This window comes from Ruegeria arenilitoris, assembly GCF_013035425.1.
GTDB lineage: Bacteria > Pseudomonadota > Alphaproteobacteria > Rhodobacterales > Rhodobacteraceae > Ruegeria > Ruegeria arenilitoris_A.
In genome coordinates, this window is the sequence record NZ_WQHX01000001.1 from 399,905 (window position 1) to 416,084 (window position 16,180).

The 16,180-nt window shown below is 53.1% G+C and carries 14 protein-coding genes; 6 read left to right on the plus strand and 8 right to left on the minus strand.

Annotated elements, in window-relative coordinates; translation table 11 throughout:
* Positions 1-91 precede the first annotated feature (91 nt).
* Both hrpB and GOV45_RS01940 read left to right on the plus strand, forming a co-directional pair.
* A complete protein-coding gene (hrpB, locus tag GOV45_RS01935) occupies positions 92-2,542 on the plus strand; it encodes an ATP-dependent helicase HrpB (RefSeq protein ID WP_170473491.1) in 2,451 nt (816 codons plus the stop codon).
* Between the two features lie 154 nt (positions 2,543-2,696).
* Positions 2,697-3,155 (plus strand): NUDIX hydrolase, encoded by a 459-nt coding sequence (locus GOV45_RS01940; RefSeq protein ID WP_170473494.1) that lies wholly within the window; start codon positions 2,697-2,699, stop codon positions 3,153-3,155.
* 127 nt (positions 3,156-3,282) lie between these two features.
* Here the strand turns inward: GOV45_RS01940 and GOV45_RS01945 are convergent, their stop codons facing one another.
* From GOV45_RS01945 to GOV45_RS01955, 3 genes are all read right to left on the minus strand, one after another.
* Positions 3,283-4,272, minus strand: a complete 990-nt coding sequence (locus GOV45_RS01945; RefSeq protein WP_170473497.1) for a 2-dehydropantoate 2-reductase — start codon at positions 4,270-4,272, stop codon at positions 3,283-3,285.
* Between the two features lie 71 nt (positions 4,273-4,343).
* Entirely contained in the window at positions 4,344-5,306 is a 963-nt protein-coding gene (locus tag GOV45_RS01950; RefSeq protein WP_170473500.1) for a pirin family protein, read from the minus strand.
* 185 nt (positions 5,307-5,491) lie between these two features.
* Positions 5,492-6,325 carry a phytanoyl-CoA dioxygenase family protein gene (locus tag GOV45_RS01955; protein ID WP_170473502.1) on the minus strand — a complete coding sequence of 278 codons (834 nt, stop codon included), beginning with the start codon at positions 6,323-6,325 and terminating at the stop codon, positions 5,492-5,494.
* 233 nt (positions 6,326-6,558) lie between these two features.
* Here GOV45_RS01955 and GOV45_RS01960 point away from each other — a divergent pair, with 233 nt between their 5' ends.
* Positions 6,559-7,047: a twin-arginine translocation pathway signal gene (locus tag GOV45_RS01960; protein WP_170473505.1), complete on the plus strand. Its 489-nt coding sequence runs from the start codon at positions 6,559-6,561 to the stop codon at positions 7,045-7,047.
* Between the two features lie 19 nt (positions 7,048-7,066).
* On the plus strand, positions 7,067-7,669 hold the full coding sequence (locus tag GOV45_RS01965) for a ferric reductase-like transmembrane domain-containing protein (RefSeq protein WP_170473508.1): 603 nt from the start codon (positions 7,067-7,069) through the stop codon (positions 7,667-7,669).
* Between the two features lie 15 nt (positions 7,670-7,684).
* Here GOV45_RS01965 and argF read toward each other — a convergent pair whose 3' ends face one another.
* Together argF and GOV45_RS01975 are read right to left on the minus strand one after the other, a co-directional pair.
* Positions 7,685-8,611 (minus strand): ornithine carbamoyltransferase, encoded by a 927-nt coding sequence (gene argF, locus GOV45_RS01970; RefSeq protein WP_170473511.1) that lies wholly within the window; start codon positions 8,609-8,611, stop codon positions 7,685-7,687.
* A gap of 71 nt (positions 8,612-8,682) precedes the next feature.
* Positions 8,683-9,870, minus strand: a complete 1,188-nt coding sequence (locus GOV45_RS01975; protein WP_170473514.1) for an aspartate aminotransferase family protein — start codon at positions 9,868-9,870, stop codon at positions 8,683-8,685.
* A 294-nt stretch (positions 9,871-10,164) separates the two neighbouring features.
* On the opposite strand from GOV45_RS01975, the gene GOV45_RS01980 reads away from it, so the two are divergent.
* A complete protein-coding gene (locus tag GOV45_RS01980) occupies positions 10,165-11,058 on the plus strand; it encodes a DMT family transporter (RefSeq protein WP_170473516.1) in 894 nt (297 codons plus the stop codon).
* On the opposite strand, the gene GOV45_RS01985 is transcribed toward GOV45_RS01980, so the two are convergent.
* Positions 11,040-11,843 carry an ABC transporter permease gene (locus tag GOV45_RS01985; RefSeq protein WP_170473518.1) on the minus strand — a complete coding sequence of 268 codons (804 nt, stop codon included), beginning with the start codon at positions 11,841-11,843 and terminating at the stop codon, positions 11,040-11,042. The two genes, GOV45_RS01980 and GOV45_RS01985, sit on opposite strands and share 19 nt — an antisense overlap.
* A gap of 128 nt (positions 11,844-11,971) precedes the next feature.
* Here GOV45_RS01985 and GOV45_RS01990 point away from each other — a divergent pair, with 128 nt between their 5' ends.
* Positions 11,972-12,547 (plus strand): GcrA family cell cycle regulator, encoded by a 576-nt coding sequence (locus GOV45_RS01990; protein ID WP_170473520.1) that lies wholly within the window; start codon positions 11,972-11,974, stop codon positions 12,545-12,547.
* A 195-nt stretch (positions 12,548-12,742) separates the two neighbouring features.
* Here GOV45_RS01990 and GOV45_RS01995 read toward each other — a convergent pair whose 3' ends face one another.
* Entirely contained in the window at positions 12,743-13,819 is a 1,077-nt protein-coding gene (locus GOV45_RS01995; protein ID WP_170473522.1) for a DUF2235 domain-containing protein, read from the minus strand.
* The gene (locus tag GOV45_RS02000) at positions 13,797-16,088 is read right to left on the minus strand and encodes a xanthine dehydrogenase family protein molybdopterin-binding subunit (RefSeq protein WP_170473524.1); all 2,292 of its coding nucleotides are present in this window, start codon (positions 16,086-16,088) and stop codon (positions 13,797-13,799) included. Before GOV45_RS02000 ends, GOV45_RS01995 begins: the two co-directional genes overlap by 23 nt.
* Between the last annotated feature and the right edge of the window lie 92 nt (positions 16,089-16,180).

Genomic DNA, 16,180 nt, shown 5'->3' on the forward strand with positions numbered 1-16,180 from the left:
GTTTGAGACGAGTATGCTATGTGAAACGGCCTTGAATTTGAGCCAATAGCAGGAACTGGACCTATGGCTGCAGTTGGCGGATAAAGCCGACATGACGACCCTACCGATCGATGAAGTCCTGCCCGAATTGATATCGGCACTGAAATCCCGCGGTCGCGCCGTTTTGCAGGCCCCGCCCGGTGCTGGTAAAACTACGCGTGTGCCCCTTGCTATGCTTCAGGCTGACCTTTGCCAGGGCAGGATTGTCATGCTTGAACCGCGCCGCCTGGCCGCCCGAGCCGCTGCCGAGCGTATGGCAGAAACACTTGGGGAACCCATGGGTAAAACCGTCGGCTACAGGGTACGCGGTGAGTCAAAAGTTTCCAAGGGAACACGTATCGAAGTTGTTACCGAGGGCATTCTGACCCAGATGCTGCAATCTAACCCTGATTTACCCGGAGTAGGCGCTGTAATCTTCGATGAATTTCACGAACGATCCCTGAATGCTGATTTGGGGCTGGCTCTTTGCCTCGAAGTTGCAGGCGCTTTGCGCGAAGATTTGATGCTGCTGGTAATGTCGGCAACATTGGACACTGAACCAGTTGGGCAATTGATGAACGCACCGCTGGTGACATCCGAAGGCCGCAGCTTTCCAGTAGATATTCGTTGGTTAAACCACCCTCTGGGCGTAGGCGCACGGCGGTTGGAAGCGTTTACAGATCTGATCGTTCAAGCGGAGCGTAATACGCGCGCGACCGGTGGTAGTATTTTGGCCTTCCTACCGGGCGAAAGGGAAATACGGCAAGCTGAAGCAGCGTTGAGCAGTCAATTGCCAGCTCAGTGCGATGTCTTCCCGCTTTTTGGTGCAATGCCGTTCGCGGACCAACGCAAGGCGATTTCCCCTTCGATAAATGGAAGAAAAGTAGTTTTGGCGACTTCGATTGCTGAAACCTCGTTAACCATTCCTGATGTTCGTGTCGTGGTCGATATGGGCCAGGCGCGTCGATCCCGGTTCAATCCCGGCTCTGGCATGTCGCGACTGGTCACAGAAAGGGTCACAAGGGCCGAAGCAACGCAACGCGCGGGACGTGCGGGACGGGTGGCCTCGGGCATTTGCTATAGACTATGGTCGAAAGGAGAAGAAGGCGCTTTGGCTACCTTTCCCCCCGCCGAAATCGAAGCAACCGATCTAACTGGACTGGTTCTTGAATTGTCACTCTGGGGAGCCGAACCAAGTGAGCTTTCATTTCTGACGCAACCACCCGAAGGAGCAATGGCCGAGTCTCGTTCACTGCTCACGATGTTGGGTGCATTGGATGGTAAGGGATGGATAACGGATCATGGCCGTGCTTTGGCGGCATTTCCGCTTCATCCGCGTTTGGGTCATATGCTGGTGCGTGCAGGTACCCAAGCTGCACAGTTAGCGGCCCTGTTGGCCGAAAGGGACCCGCTCAAAGGTGCCCCGGCAGACCTTTTGTTGCGCCTTGAGGCGCTGCGTAATCGGCAAACTTTTCAACAAAACCGGCCCTGGCCTGCGAACAAAGGCGTTTTGGATCGAATAAAGGCAGAAACCAGACGCCTTGAAACCCATTCAAAAAAGGGCACCAAAAAATTGTCTCCGGCAGCTATGGCAGCTATGGCCTACCCTGATCGTATCGGGCAAAGGCGCAAAGGCGACATGCCAAGATATATCCTGTCCGGTGGCAAGGGCGCCGTGTTGGACGCCAGCGACCCGTTGGCGTCTGCTCCGTTTATTCTGGCAGTCGATACAGACGGAAACCCACGGGAAGCCAAAATTCGCATGGCCGTCAGAATTTCTGAAGGTGAGATCAGGGACTTGTTTGCGGATCAAATTGAGTGGACGAACAGTTGTGAATGGTCAAAACGAGAGCGTCGCGTCATTGCCCGTCGAAAAGAACGGTTTGGTGCAATATCTCTGGAGGAACGTGTTTGGAAAGATGTACCGCCAGAAATCGTTGCAAAAGCGATGCTCGATGGTGTCCGTGACCTTGGATTGAGGTTCAACGGTGCAGCGGCACGGTTGGCTGCACGCGTCGAACTGGTCCGCGCTGATGGTGTGGACTTACCTGACTTTTCCCTCGAAGGGCTAATGGCCTCACTTGAAGATTGGCTTTTACCCATGCTGTCCGGAGTGAGGAACGCTGACGACTGGAAGCGGTTCGACCTTTTGCCAGCGCTCAGGTCGCGCCTGGACTGGAGTCAAACTCAGGAGCTTGACCGACGCGCTCCGGGTTCATTTGAAACGCCATTGGGACGGAAGGTGCCGATAGATTACGGCAGCGAGACACCTGAGATCGCGGTTCGCCTGCAAGAAGTCTTTGGAGTTACTAAGCATCCGATCGTAGGCGGGACACCTTTAAAGATCACTTTGTTATCGCCTGCGCAAAGGCCGATCCAGATCACCCGTGACTTGCCGGGGTTTTGGACCGGATCTTATGCGGAAGTCCGTAAAGACATGCGTGCCCAGTATCCAAAACACCCCTGGCCCGAAGATCCGACGCAAGCGGATCCGACACTGCGTGCTAAAGCACGTAAGAACTAAATGAACATGTTCGCCAACCCGTTAATAAATTTTTTCGAATTTCCAAATAATAATAAGAATTTACAATCAATGCGAAATAATCGTTGAGAACCCGGCCTTAAACGCCTATTTATCGACGACTGGCCACGACGCTTTCGTCGAAGAAGGGATCAAAATGTCTAAATGGCTGCGAAATCTATGGAAAAAGGTTGCTAGACCGTTTTCCCTGCGCCCCCCAAAGGTGCAGTTCGCAGCCCTGTGCACGCGAACCACAAATAATCAGCCCGAGGTTTTGCTTATTACAAGCAGAGACACCGGTCGTTGGGTAATACCCAAAGGTTGGCCGATTGATGGGTTGGATGGGGCTGGTACCGCGCAACAGGAAGCTTGGGAAGAGGCTGGAGTGCGCGCAAAGACAGTTGATCCCGATCCAATTGGTCAATTCACTTATGACAAAGTCCTCAACGACGGCACTTCTCAGCCAATTCTGACCAGCGTCTACCACATCAGTGTAGATAAGCTGTCGGACAAATTCCCCGAGATGGCTCAAAGGAAACGCGCCTGGGTATCACCAAAGATTGCCGCCGAACGTGTGCGGGAACCGGAACTGCGCGACCTTTTGCTGAGTGTCTGAGCTTATATTCTGTCCTTCAGCTCAAGGTGTGAAACGCAATGGTGTTGCCATCGGCCGATGGGGATTTTTTTACAAGCTATTGGATGCGATGTGAGCACCGGGTGCGAAGTCGCTTTCGAGTGTGAATTCAAACAACCGGATCATCTCGCACAACTTGATCCGGGTTCATCGGTTCGCAGTTTCCTTTCTTAATTAGATCAGCGACACGCTGGCAAATCGGCGTTGAGACTCCGACCTTTTCCCCAAGGCGAATTACCTCTCCTTGCAAGCTGTCGATTTCTGTAGAACGTGAAGCCGTGAAATCATGAGCCATCGAAGTTCGCGCGGTTGGATCGATTGTCAACATGCGCGCAGCTATGCGGGAAAAAACCGGGGTCGGAAGACGAAGAATGTAAGGCGTGACCCAAACTGGCAATGGTGTTGTCGAAGCCGCCTTGATTCCTGAGGCTTTAAGTACTGTAAGTGCTTCGACCATTTGATCCGCCAACAAGCGTCGCCACTGACGGCTCAATAGCTGCTCCCGAAGCGTTAGGCCGGATAAAGCGTTCAGTGCGTTGTTGAGATTGATCAGAAGCTTACCCCATTGAACGGCTTCTATGTCGTTGCTTTCAATAATTTGCTGCAATTCACTGCCAAGCAACTTTCCTAATTCGCCCGGACCGCTTTGGATTATGATCTCGCCAGAGGAGGCGCGATGGTATGTGGCTGGGTCGACTGGTACGACGTTAAAAGGCACCATACCAGCCCGAACATCATGATCAGGCAGTTCACGTCTTAAAATGCGGCTGCTTTCCATACCATTCTGCCACGAAAGTATTGGTGCATGATCAGCCACGTTTTGTACGATCAAAGAAGCCATTTCCGCAGTCGCGCCAGTTTTTACCGTCACAATAACGATTTCTGCGCTCTGCAAACAAACGGCGTCTTCAGTCAGTGTCAAATCCTTAGGTGAAATGTGACGATACAGACCTGAATAATCAGTGACTGTCAGGCCGTGTTGCCGAATAGGGTCAAGAACTCTGGCACGACCCAATAGAGCGACTTCGTGCCCAACTTCAGCCAGCAATCCACCGCAATAACACCCGATGCTGCCCGCGCCGGCGATGACAATCTTCATGGCGACACTCCCGTTGGTTTGGAGGGTCGCCAAATTTGGTCAGTCGGGCAAGCGGGTTTTCGAAATCGCCTTTAGCGTGCTCGTCGCGGTTTGGTGCGCTCGAGTTCCTCTGTGATCGGAATAAATTCCTGATCATCACCCGGCGGAAGCTGAAAGGCTCCTGCTGCCCAATCGGCCTTTTTCCATTCCCGTGTTGCCGTTTCGATTTTTTCCTTTGAAGAAGAAACGAAGTTCCACCAGATATATCGGTCCTCATTCATAGTTGCCCCGCCTAACAGCATTAACCGCGCCCCGGCCGGTCCGGCTTTGACCGACAGGCGATCCCCGGGGCGGAATACCATCATGCGACCGGCCTCAAAAATATCTCCGGCGATCTCCACCGACCCTTCGGTGACGTAAACTCCGCGATCTTCATGATCATCCGGCAAAGGAAAAGATGCGTCCGGCTCCATCTGAACATCAAGATAAAATGTCTCTGACATCATGGTCACTGGGCTGGTTTCGCCATAAGCCGATCCAAGGATCAACCGCGCGCTGACACCTGCATCCTGAATGTTGGGCAAAGCGCCTTGTTTGTGGTGTTCAAAATCAGGGGCCATGTCTTCGTGTGCCTCGGGCAGTGCGATCCAAGTTTGAATGCCAAAAAGACTGTGGCGATGACCGCGCGTTTCATCACTGGTGCGTTCTGAATGTGTGACCCCGCGACCCGCGACCATCCAATTGACTTCACCTGGGTAGATCATCTGATGAGTGCCAAGGCTGTCGCGATGCTCGAACTCTCCGTTGTAAAGATAGGTTACCGTACCCAGCCCAATATGCGGGTGCGGGCGCACGTCAAGGCCACCTTCGGTTATGAATTCGGCGGGACCCATCTGATCAAAAAAGATGAATGGACCAACTAATTGACGATCAACCGATGGTAACGCTCGCCGCACCTCGAACCCGCCCAAATCACGTGCGCGCGGGATAATCAGTGTTTCAAGCGCCGAACTGTCGTTTACACATTCCGGGTTGTGGGTCGGGTTCCAACTCATACCTTTTCTCCCTTGGTCGGAGCCGCGCAGTATTTGGCTCAATGTTCGCTATTCGAGGATATATGTCACTCTTAACACTTGAAAAGTGCGTCAATGCACAGATTGGGTGCAACACATGACGGCGTTAGTGAAGTCAAAGAGGCTTGATCGAAGTTCCGTGTTTCCTTTATCCCGGCTTAGGTCTTCTATTTGGGCCAAAGCTGAGGGAAAAATGGACCTGAAATCCTGTCTCCTTCGCGGTAACCAGCGGCTTCAAATTGTTTACGCTCATCCTTGGCCCAGTCCCCGCGGTATCGAATGACACCATCCGGCGCGGTCATTCTTAAGGTGTAGCGACGTACCGTTTCGGTAGGCGTGGTGGAAGAAAGACCACCGTGAAGCGTTCGCATATCGAAAAATATGCAATCCCCCAGCTCCATATCCCATTGCAGCAAATTATATGCGTCTGGATTATCGTTAATATCCGGTGGCGCGTAATAGGTTTTACCTGCGACTTCGGTTTGTTCGTAACTTGGGTGCCCATCCGCGAACCGGACTCGCATAAAAAGCTTGTCCCACAAATGTGATCCTTGCACGAAGGCAATCCCGTTTTCCTTCGTTACCGGTTCCAACGGCAACCAAAGGACACACATCGTGCCCTCGAAGTCAAAATAAGACAGATCCTGATGAAATGGTGGGCGCGACGTTGATCCGGCCTCTCGCAGAAACCAATTGTCCATAACAAGGTTTACAGATTCAGCCTTAAGCAATTCAGCCGCAATTGCTGCACAAGGAGAATTCCGGACAAATTTTTCAAACTGCGAAAACTTGTTCCAAGCCCAGTAGTCCTCAAAATATGCGGGAGCAGAAGGGTCCTTTGTGTGACGTGTAAAATTTTCGGTTGGTGTTTTCAGGTCAGCGTCTATGCCTTCGCGTAGCAAAGAAAGCCAGTCTGCAGAAAATTTCGACCGTAAAACGACGGCCCCGTCTCTTTGAAAGGCTGCAACTTCCTCGGGTGAGACAAGACTAGCTGTATTCAATTCAAGACCTTTCCAATCACGTTTTACAAAGCCGAGGTTTGCATCCCCTCTTGCGGGGGGTCAAAGACTTTCGAAAATGTAAGCCGAAGCCAGACTTCCACGCGGCCAAACGATTGCGCAATTCTCTGCCGGTGATGCTCGGAATTGGTTTCGGGCGTGCTATGTTTAGAACATGATGACGGCGGCTCGTGCCAACCCGAGCTAAAATTTTGCGAATTGCAGGAGACCTATTGATGACTGATACGCCTTTCACTCGTCGTTCTTTCATGGTCGCCGGTGGTGCTGTGCTGACAGCCGGAGCATCTTCGTTTTTTGTTCCTGCCAGGGCAAACAGTCTTGCCCCGACGCCATCAATGCGCGGCGGATCCAACAATTACCGGCCCGGTGCCCCCATTGTGGATCGCATAGGAGGCGGAGGATTTTGGATGACTGGTACCGTCCGCCGCGCAGGAGATGGGGCCCCGCTACCAGGGCAACGCATTCAAATATGGGCCCACACGACGGAAGGTCATGAGCGAGATCCACATAGTCATGGCGCGACGCTAACTGACGCCAAGGGTGAGTTTCGTCTAGAGATGCCGCAGATTGTCCCCGCGTTTGGCCAACCTCATGGACACCTTGCCTATGACAGTGGTGAGTTTGAGACTGTTTTCCTGCGGCCGATTATGCCCAGCGCCAAGGACAAATCCCTGATTGCCCATTTCGTCCTGCAACCCATCTGACTTCAACGGATAATCAGAGATGCGACGCATGCGCGTGATCATAACATGGTCGGCGTTGGTAATAGTAGCAATTCTGCCAATTGCCGCCGCTGCGAATAGTCCGCTGCTAGCTTGGAGACAACCAATCTATATCACGGCCGGATTTGCCGGGGTCGTTGGGATGGTCCTGCTGCTTTTTCAGCCCTTACTGGCCAGCGGTAAATTGCCAGGTCTTTCGCCGAAGCGCAGCCGAACCACGCACAAATGGGTTGGAGTGGCTCTGGTACTGGCAGTCGTTATTCATGTTACAGGGCTGTGGATCACAAGCCCACCAGATGTAATCGACGCGCTGCTGTTCGTATCCCCAACTCCGTTCTCAGCTTGGGGCGTTATTGCGATGTGGGCGATATTCGCGGCTGGCACGCTTGCATTGGCGCGTCGGCGTTTGCGCATACGTTTCAAAACGTGGCGTTTGGCTCATACATTTCTGGCATCTGTAACCGTGGTTGGAGGTATTGTTCACGCCATGTTGATCGAGGGAACGATGGAGATTATGACCAAAACTGTGCTTTGCATATTGGTCTTAGTGGCCAGCGTAAAAACACTCGCTGATCTGCGTGTTTGGATGATCTGGTCGCGTTGAGGGAAGTGATCCTCTTCAAACGCCAAGACACCACCGCATTACCGCCTTTTGCGCATGCAGTCGGTTTTCAGCCTCGTCAAATATGACCGAGTTGGGCCCGTCCATCACCTCGGACGTCACTTCTTCTTCGCGGTGCGCAGGCAGGCAATGCATGAACAGGGCATCAGATTTGGCATGGGACATGAGATCCGCGTTAACCTGATATGGCCTTAGCAGATTGTGCCGCCGTTCCTTTGCAGACTGAGAATCATGCATCGAAACCCAAGTGTCCGCGACGACAAGATCTGCGCCTTCAACGGCTTTATAGGGATCGCGCTCAATCACGATTTTTGATCCCTTTTGCCGTGCAAATCCCATGAAGTCCTCTTCGGGGTCAAACTGAGCCGGTCCGGTGAAGGTAAGGTCAAAACCGAATTGGCCAGCAGCATGTAGAAAAGAGGCACATACATTGTTACCGTCCCCGGTCCAAACAACTTTCTTTCCCGCGATCGGACCTCGATGCTCTTCAAAGGTCAAAACATCTGCCATTATCTGGCAAGGATGGGTTCGGTCCGTCAGCCCGTTGATAACTGGCACATCCGCGTATTCCGCCATTTCCGTAAGAATGGATTCGTCAAATGTTCGGATCATGATCATGTCAACATAGCGCGACAAGACCCGGGCAGTGTCGGCAATGTTTTCGCCATGACCCAACTGCATGTCCTTGCCCGACAACATCATTGTCTGACCGCCCATCTGACGAACACCGACGTCGAAGGAAACGCGGGTCCGTGTCGAAGGCTTTTCGAATATTAACGCCACCATGCGGTCCTTTAGCGGCTGATCGTCATCAAGTGCCGCCTTCGGCCGTCCCAGACGAGCCTGTTTCATTGTGCTTGCCTGATTGATCATTGACCGCAAATCCGCTGCATCGGTCTTGTGAATATCTAGGAAGTGATTCATTTCGTTTCGCTTTTTACTGTTGGCGGACGGCAATAATCCGATCTCACATTTTAGTTTAGAAAGGAAAAAGATCAGGCCGTGGCCAGGCTGGATTCGATCTGCTTGGCTGCTTTTTCAAGGCGTATCATCGCTTGCGCAATGTCGTCTTCGGTCAAGGTCAGTGGCGGCAAGAGGCGGATCACGTTATCAGCTGCAGGCACCGTAATTACCTCATTGTCGTATCCTGCGTTGACCACATCAAGATTGTTAGGCTTGCATTTCAAACCCAGCATCAGGCCAGAGCCGCGCACTTCTTCGAACACATCTGGATGATCGGCAATAAGGCCTTCCAGTTTTTGCCGCAGCAGCCCTGCCTTGCGGTTAACGCCATCCAAAAACGCCGGAGTGGCAACCTGATCGATTACCGCGCAGCCCACAGCACAACCTAACGGATTGCCACCATAGGTCGAGCCATGCGTTCCGGCAGTCATACCGCTGGCCGCGTCTTCGGTGGCCAATACCGCGCCCAAGGGAAACCCGCCACCAATTCCCTTGGCGATCATCATGATGTCCGGCGTGACACCTGCCCATTCATGGGCAAAAAGTTTGCCTGTACGACCGACGCCGCATTGGACCTCATCAAGGATCAACAGCAAACCGTTGTCGTCACAAATCTGGCGCAGAGCTTTGAGTTCTCTATCGGGAACGGGACGGACTCCGCCTTCACCTTGAATCGGCTCGATCATAATAGCCGCAGTTTTTTCCGTAATTGCGTTTGTGACACCGTCCAAGTCGCCGAAAGCGATATGAACAAAACCAGGCAGCAGCGGGCCGAAGCCCTTGGTCATTTTCTCTGAACCGGCTGCAGCTATCCCGGCCGAGGACCGACCGTGGAACGAACCATCGAACGTGATAATCTCGACACGTTCAGTTTGGCTTTTGTCATAAAAAAACTTTCGAGCCATCTTGACGGCCAGCTCGCAAGATTCCGTACCCGAATTGGTGAAAAACACTGTATCGGCGAATGTGTGTTCTACCAACTTGTCTGCCAGCATCTTTTGCTGGGGGATATGATACAGATTCGATACATGCCAAAGAGCATGCGCCTGTTCTGTCAAAGCATTCACCAAGGCAGGATGGGCGTGGCCCAGCGCGTTGACGGCAATGCCGGCGCCGAGATCCAGAAAACGTCGGCCATCTGCCTCGGTCAGCCAAGCGCCCTCGCCCTTCACGAATGTTAGAGGCGCACGATTGTAAGTAGGCAGAACGGACGGGATCATCGGATCATCCTTTCGGGTAAGATAAGCCTTGTGAGTGAAACACAAAGGCCGGGTTCGTCAACAGATTTGGTTGGGAATGTGCCATATTCTGATGGCACACAAAGATCAAACGGGCCGATTAAGCAACAAAGCGTCGGCGTCGAAGGAGCAGGATATTTGCGTGTTTGATCATGACGCGCCGTATAGCGAGAACAGATCACTGTGAAAACCCTGAAAATTACGTTGATCGAAATTCGATCAGCAAGGTGACATTCCCTCTTGCCATTTTCCACAGGCTAACGCACCGGATACCTCATGTTTGTAACTAAGCCGCAAAACCCACCCTTAGCAGCTTTGCTGATTCTCGCTGCAAGTGCATTTATTGCGGGAACGACGTTGTTAGCAAAGGCGCTCGGCACTGACGCTCTGGGTCCGGCTTTGCATCCATTTCAAATTAGCCACGGGCGTTTTTTGTTTGCGTTTTTCGTAATTGTAACTGCAGTTGCTTTATTGCGGCCAGAATTGCGCCGCCCGCATTGGGGTCTGCATATCGGACGAACGAGTTTTGGTTGGGTAGGGATTACCTTGATGTTCGCATCGGTCGCATTCATCCCAATCGCGGACGCCACCGCAATTTCATTTCTGAACCCGATTTTCGCTATGGTTCTCGCCATTCCGTTGCTCAAAGAAGGTGTCGGCCCTTGGCGATGGCTGGCAGCCGCCGTCGCGCTTTCCGGCGCACTAATTCTGCTGCGACCAACACCTGACAGTTTTCAGCCAGCCGCTCTGCTGGCTCTGGCAGCAGCTGCTGTTATCGGAATGGAATTAATTTTCATCAAAAAGCTTTCGGGGCGCGAAATTCCGATCCAGATATTGTTTATTAACAACGCGATGGGGCTGACAATCGCCACGGTCGCGGTGAGTTTCGTATTTCAGATGCCGACAACTGCACAATGGATTGCGTTGGCGGGAATTGGATTCTTGATGGCTTGCGCTCAGGCTTGTTTCGTCAACGGGATGGCGCGGGCGGATGCATCTTTTGTAGCACCTATCAGCTATGCGACTCTGATTTTTGCAGCTTGTTATGATTTCACAGTCTTCGGTGTGATTCCCGACCCGGTTACTCTGGTTGGGTCCGCCATCATCATGACAGGAGCTTTCATACTCGTCTGGCGCGAGGCAAGATTGCGTCAGGCCTTGAGCCGGTAACCAGTGCGAAGCATCTGCCAGGTGATTCCACACACCAAAAACGTTGCAAAAATGCAGATAGCGGTTCCCAGGTATGGTGAACTGTCAGACACGCCGATCATTCCATATCGAAGCCCGTCGATCAGATAAAACACAGGATTCACGTGGCTAATTCTGTTCAAAACGGGTGGTAGAGCCTGTACCGAATAGAACGTCCCAGACAGGAAAGCCAATGGAGTTACAATGAAATTGGTTATGGCCGCCATCTGGTCGAACTTGTTCGCGAATATTCCGGCAAAAAGCCCAAGCGCTCCCATGAAAGCGCCGCCAAGGATAACAAATACAAAGGAAAAAAGCGGGTTCTGAGGGACAAGGCCCAAAACGACAGCCAAGGCGACCGCAACGATAAGGGCGATCATAACACCACGTGAAATGGCTCCGGCCAGATATCCCAAAAGAATCTCGAGCGGCGATAGGGGTGGCATCAACGTGTCGACGATATTGCCCTGCACCTTGGCAATGACCATCGACGACGAAGTGTTTGCGAAAGCGTTCTGGATCACCGTCATCATCATTATTCCCGGTGCCAGAAAAATAAGAAAGGGCACTCCCATCACATCGGGCCTACCGGGACCTATAGCTATTGTGAAGATGAGCAGAAACAAACCAGCAGTAACCAATGGCGCCAGAAGCGTCTGGGTCCAAACCACGAGAAATCGCAGGGTTTCCCGTTTAGCTAGCGTGGAAAGCCCCATCCAGTTAACTCTACCAAAACTGCGCGGAGTTTGTTTTGCAGGAATCTGCATTATCCGGCCCCAAAGTGATTCGAAGACTGCTTGTAACTCGGGACGCAGTGTTTACAATAGGTGGCTGATACGAATTCCGAAGGCGGCCCGAATCCGGGGCCGCTTTCCCGCTTTTTGAAAGGCAACCCATGTCCTGGACTGACGAGCGCGTAGAACAGCTCAAAAAAATGTGGGGCGAAGGCCAGTCGGCTAGCCAGATCGCCAAGGAACTGGGCGGTGTCACCCGCAACGCCGTGATCGGTAAGGTGCACCGTCTGGGCCTGTCGAACCGTGCAACAGGCGCATCGCCGGCTAAATCCGAAACCAAGGAAAAACCAGCCCCAGCGCCTAAAGCAGAGGCTAAGCCAAAGCCCGCACCCAAGACCGAACCGGCACGTCCCTCTCCTTCCCCTGCGGCTGAAGCTAAACCCGCCGTTCCAGCCCGTCGTCAGATTATCCCGGCCGGTCAACCGTTACCGCCACAACCTTCGGCTAACGAGATCAGCCCAGAAGCATTGGCCAAGGTCAACGAAGTGGAAAAGAAGGCGAAGAAACTCTCGCTGATGGAACTGACAGAAAAGACCTGCAAGTGGCCAGTCGGCGACCCTGCGACCGAAGACTTCTGGTTTTGTGGCCTGCCAGTCGAGGCCGGCAAGCCATATTGCGAAGCACATGTAGGCGTTGCGTTCCAACCAATGAGTTCACGCCGCGACCGCCGGAGGTAGGGGCTGGCGCCTGAGAAGCCATCAACAACCAAGGAACTAACCGGGCGGAACACTATGGCTGCTTATTCGGCAAGAGGCGAATTGGCGTCAGGGCGAATGCCCAGTTCATGTATTCTCTAATTTGGGGAAACGCTACTCTTTTAGGGAAAGCTTTTTAGGCAAAATCAAGTTGAGCCAAGGTATTTTTCGATCAATCTACTGCGCGGGATGTGATGGTAAATCCGGGATAGGTACCCATTTGGGCAGTTCGTCGGGTGAAACCGAGACGTGCAAGCGTTCAGACTGATCCCTTCCCACTTTCCGGTGCTTGCGAAGTAGGAATATCTTTCCCCAGCCCCTCCAGGTTCCCACGGATGGCGCGGCAGGGTCTGTTGGGAAACGGTCTCGCCAACCGTCGGGCAGTGGCAGTCCATGCAGTTCGGTCTTATCCAGCATCCATATAAGTGAGATGTTGCTCAGCGGACGGGCCTCCTCAAAACCGTTCAACTGACCGCCTACATCTCCATGAGTTCCCCGAAACCAAACCTGTTCAACGTGGCCCTTAAAGTCTGGGGTACATTGCCACAACACCGGTTCAAAAACTTCTCGAGTCTCGTCCAAAGCGATGGCGTGATATCCGTGACGCGTTGCCGGGCCAAGCTGGTGGTTGTGGAACGAGTGGCGTTCTTCGGCCCAGCGCCAAAGCAATGGCAGGCGCAAACCAAGCGCCTTGACCGTATCCCAGACGCCAACCATTTCGATAGAGATATTCTCATGGCAGAAAGCTTTGCTAAAAGTTGCCGCAGCTTCGCCATTGGAGTTGCATTCATAGTGACGATAGGCCTGCAGGATATTTCGTTCCGTCGCGTGCTCCGCCTTCAGCAAGCCAATCATATCAATTACACCCGCCAAACTGCGCACACCGTAAGCACCGCGCGAGTACCCGATGAAGAAAATCTTGTCGCCCGGCTTGTAGCGAGAGGCAAGATAACCGTAAGCACGCCGAATCTGTCGATTGATACCGCGTCCCATCATCACATCCAGCGAGGATTTCCAGCTTTCCCATTGCACGCCTGCCTCGTAGAAAACTGAAACTTTACTGCCCATTTCGCGACACAAACGCAGGGTTTGACCGGCGTGAGTTTCAAAACCCGGGTCCAGGGTCGACATCGTACCGTCAAGGATGATGACGTGGCTGACAGGTTCTCGGTGGCGTGTTTCTGCAGAATGCTCAGACCGCAAAGGCCTCCCGAGCCACCCCAGAACCTTTCTACTTAGCCGCGACAGAACCATCGTTCAGCAATTCCCATACCTTATGAGGAGTGAATGGCATATCCGCTTGCCGCACCCCAAAATCCCAGAGCGCATCTTGAACCGCGTTCGCCACGGCCGCTAATGCGCCTACGGTCCCCGCTTCGCCACAGCCTTTCATACCCATGGGGTTTGCAGTTGATGGAACGGGCGCCGAGGTGAACTTAATCATGGGTACGTCAGCGGCGCGGGGCAAGGCGTAGTCCATGAACGAAGCCGTGAGCAGTTGCCCTTGAGCATCATGCACAACATGCTCATTCAAGGCCTGTCCAATTCCCTGCACAACACCACCGTGGACTTGCCCCTCGGCCAGCAAAGGGTTGATAAGATTTCCAAAATCATCGACTACTATGTACCGCTCTACCCGAGACTCCCCGGTTTTGGGATCGATCACAACTTCGGCAACATGCGCTCCGTTTGGATAGCTACGCGCCTCCAATCTGGCGCGGGCCTCATGCTGTAACAGGTCACTTCGCCCGTCAGCCCGAGCCATTTCTGCGGCCTCGATCAGCGTGGGCGTCAGGTTAGAACCAGGCGCGCGAAATGTTTCATGATCGAATGTCAAAATGCTTTCCTCAACGCCCATTTTATCCGCAAGATAAGGCGTGAATGCGGCAATCATCGTGTCAATCGTGACCAAAGTAGCATTACTTTGCGTTGTCACCGAACGGGAACCGCCGGTGCCACCACCCTGCGCCAACCTATCGCTATCGCCCTGCACGACATTGATCCGCTCAGCCGGAATTCCGGTCTGGTCTGAAAGGAACTGAGCGTAGACCGTTTCATGCCCCTGCCCGTTCGATTGGGTGCCGACATAAAGGTTTACAGTTCCATTTTCGCAAAACTCGACTTTGGCGCCTTCGTTGGGGTCGCCCAGAATGCTTTCGATGTAATAACATAAACCTTGTCCGCGGATCAGGCCTCGCTGGGCGTCTGCCGCCTTGCGTTGGGCAAAACCTTCGGACTGAGAGTTCGCGCGCGACAGGACCATGTCAAATTCGCCCACGTCATAAGTCTCACCAGTGGCAGATTCGTAAGGAAATGCATCTGGGCGGATGAAATTCCTCCGCCTCAACTCCCACGGGTCAATACTCAGTTCACGCGCGGCCCTATCAATAACCCGTTCAAGTACGTAGATCGCTTCGGGCCGACCAGCGCCACGATAGGCATCAACTTGAGTCGTATTGGTGTAAAACCCCTCAACTCGCAAATAGGTTGTTTGCACATCATAAACGCCCATTAAAACACGGCTGAAAAGGTTGGTTTGGATGGCTTGCGCGAAATGACTGTTATATGCGCCCAAGTTGCATCTGGAGTGTACCCGATAAGCAGTGATCTTGTAGTTTTGGTCAAATGCCAATTCTGCCAGTGAAGTCAGATCACGACCATGGTGGTCCGACAGAATCGCTTCGGATCGGTCAGACATCCAGTGAACAGTCTGCTTTAGCTGCATGGCGGCAACCGCGATCAAGAAATACTCGGGATAGGGCATCGCCTTCATGCCAAATCCGCCACCGACATCTGGAGTTGTCACACGGATCGAGTCTGGTTCCAGTTTTAGCTTATTGGCAAGTTGCGCCTTCATGCCCCAGACACCTTGTCCACCATAGGCAAAATGCAGGCGCTCTTCGAACCAAGTGGCCTGACAGCCACGCGGCTCGATCGAATTTACGATGACGCGGTTGTCGTGGACGTCCAAGGAAACAGTATATGCGGCACTTTGAAATGCGGCCTCTGTCGCGGCTTCGTCTCCAAGCCCCCAATCAAACGCACGATTGTCTGGCGCCTCGGGATGCAAGACCTCGCCTCCGGCCGCAACGTCCATCTTCGCCGGAAGATCGTCCGTCTCCATCCAGATTTGTTCGACCGCGTCTCGTGCCTGTATCGGCGTATCGGCAACGACGACAGCAACCGGCTCGCCAACAAACCGAACACGCCCTTTGGCCAGCATGTGCCGTTCGGGTGCCGCAGCTTGCGACCCGTCCCGATTGGCCACCGTCGTTGCACTCATTACAGTATCGATACCGGTGGAAACCAAATCTTCCCATGCCATCACCAAATGCACACCTTCTGACGCGCGTGCAGCTTCAAGATCTAGCGATGTGATTTTTGCATGTGCGACCGGGCTGCGAAAGAATGCCGCAAACAGAGCATTTTCAGGAACAGAGTCATCCATATAGGTGCCCTGCCCAGTCAAGAAACGCAGATCTTCGGTACGTTTGACGGGTTGGCTTTTTCCAAACTTTTCCATGGAGCAATCCTATGCCTGACTTTTGGCTGCGACCCTAGCGCGTGGTTTTCTCTTGTCCAGCGGCCTACAAAAATTATCGCCAGATAGCCTGA

Coding starts and splice junctions, on each gene's coding strand:
- hrpB (WP_170473491.1), top strand. CDS start 92: ATGACGACCCTACCGATCGATGAAGTCCTGCCCGAATTGATATCGGCA.
- GOV45_RS01950 (WP_170473500.1), bottom strand. CDS start 5,306: ATGAGTTGGAACCCGACCCACAACCCGGAATGTGTAAACGACAGTTCG.
- GOV45_RS01965 (WP_170473508.1), top strand. CDS start 7,067: ATGCGACGCATGCGCGTGATCATAACATGGTCGGCGTTGGTAATAGTA.
- GOV45_RS02000 (WP_170473524.1), bottom strand. CDS start 16,088: ATGGAAAAGTTTGGAAAAAGCCAACCCGTCAAACGTACCGAAGATCTG.
- GOV45_RS01980 (WP_170473516.1), top strand. CDS start 10,165: ATGTTTGTAACTAAGCCGCAAAACCCACCCTTAGCAGCTTTGCTGATT.
- GOV45_RS01985 (WP_170473518.1), bottom strand. CDS start 11,843: ATGCAGATTCCTGCAAAACAAACTCCGCGCAGTTTTGGTAGAGTTAAC.
- GOV45_RS01960 (WP_170473505.1), top strand. CDS start 6,559: ATGACTGATACGCCTTTCACTCGTCGTTCTTTCATGGTCGCCGGTGGT.
- GOV45_RS01940 (WP_170473494.1), top strand. CDS start 2,697: ATGTCTAAATGGCTGCGAAATCTATGGAAAAAGGTTGCTAGACCGTTT.
- GOV45_RS01975 (WP_170473514.1), bottom strand. CDS start 9,870: ATGATCCCGTCCGTTCTGCCTACTTACAATCGTGCGCCTCTAACATTC.
- argF (WP_170473511.1), bottom strand. CDS start 8,611: ATGAATCACTTCCTAGATATTCACAAGACCGATGCAGCGGATTTGCGG.
- GOV45_RS01990 (WP_170473520.1), top strand. CDS start 11,972: ATGTCCTGGACTGACGAGCGCGTAGAACAGCTCAAAAAAATGTGGGGC.
- GOV45_RS01945 (WP_170473497.1), bottom strand. CDS start 4,272: ATGAAGATTGTCATCGCCGGCGCGGGCAGCATCGGGTGTTATTGCGGT.
- GOV45_RS01995 (WP_170473522.1), bottom strand. CDS start 13,819: ATGGTTCTGTCGCGGCTAAGTAGAAAGGTTCTGGGGTGGCTCGGGAGG.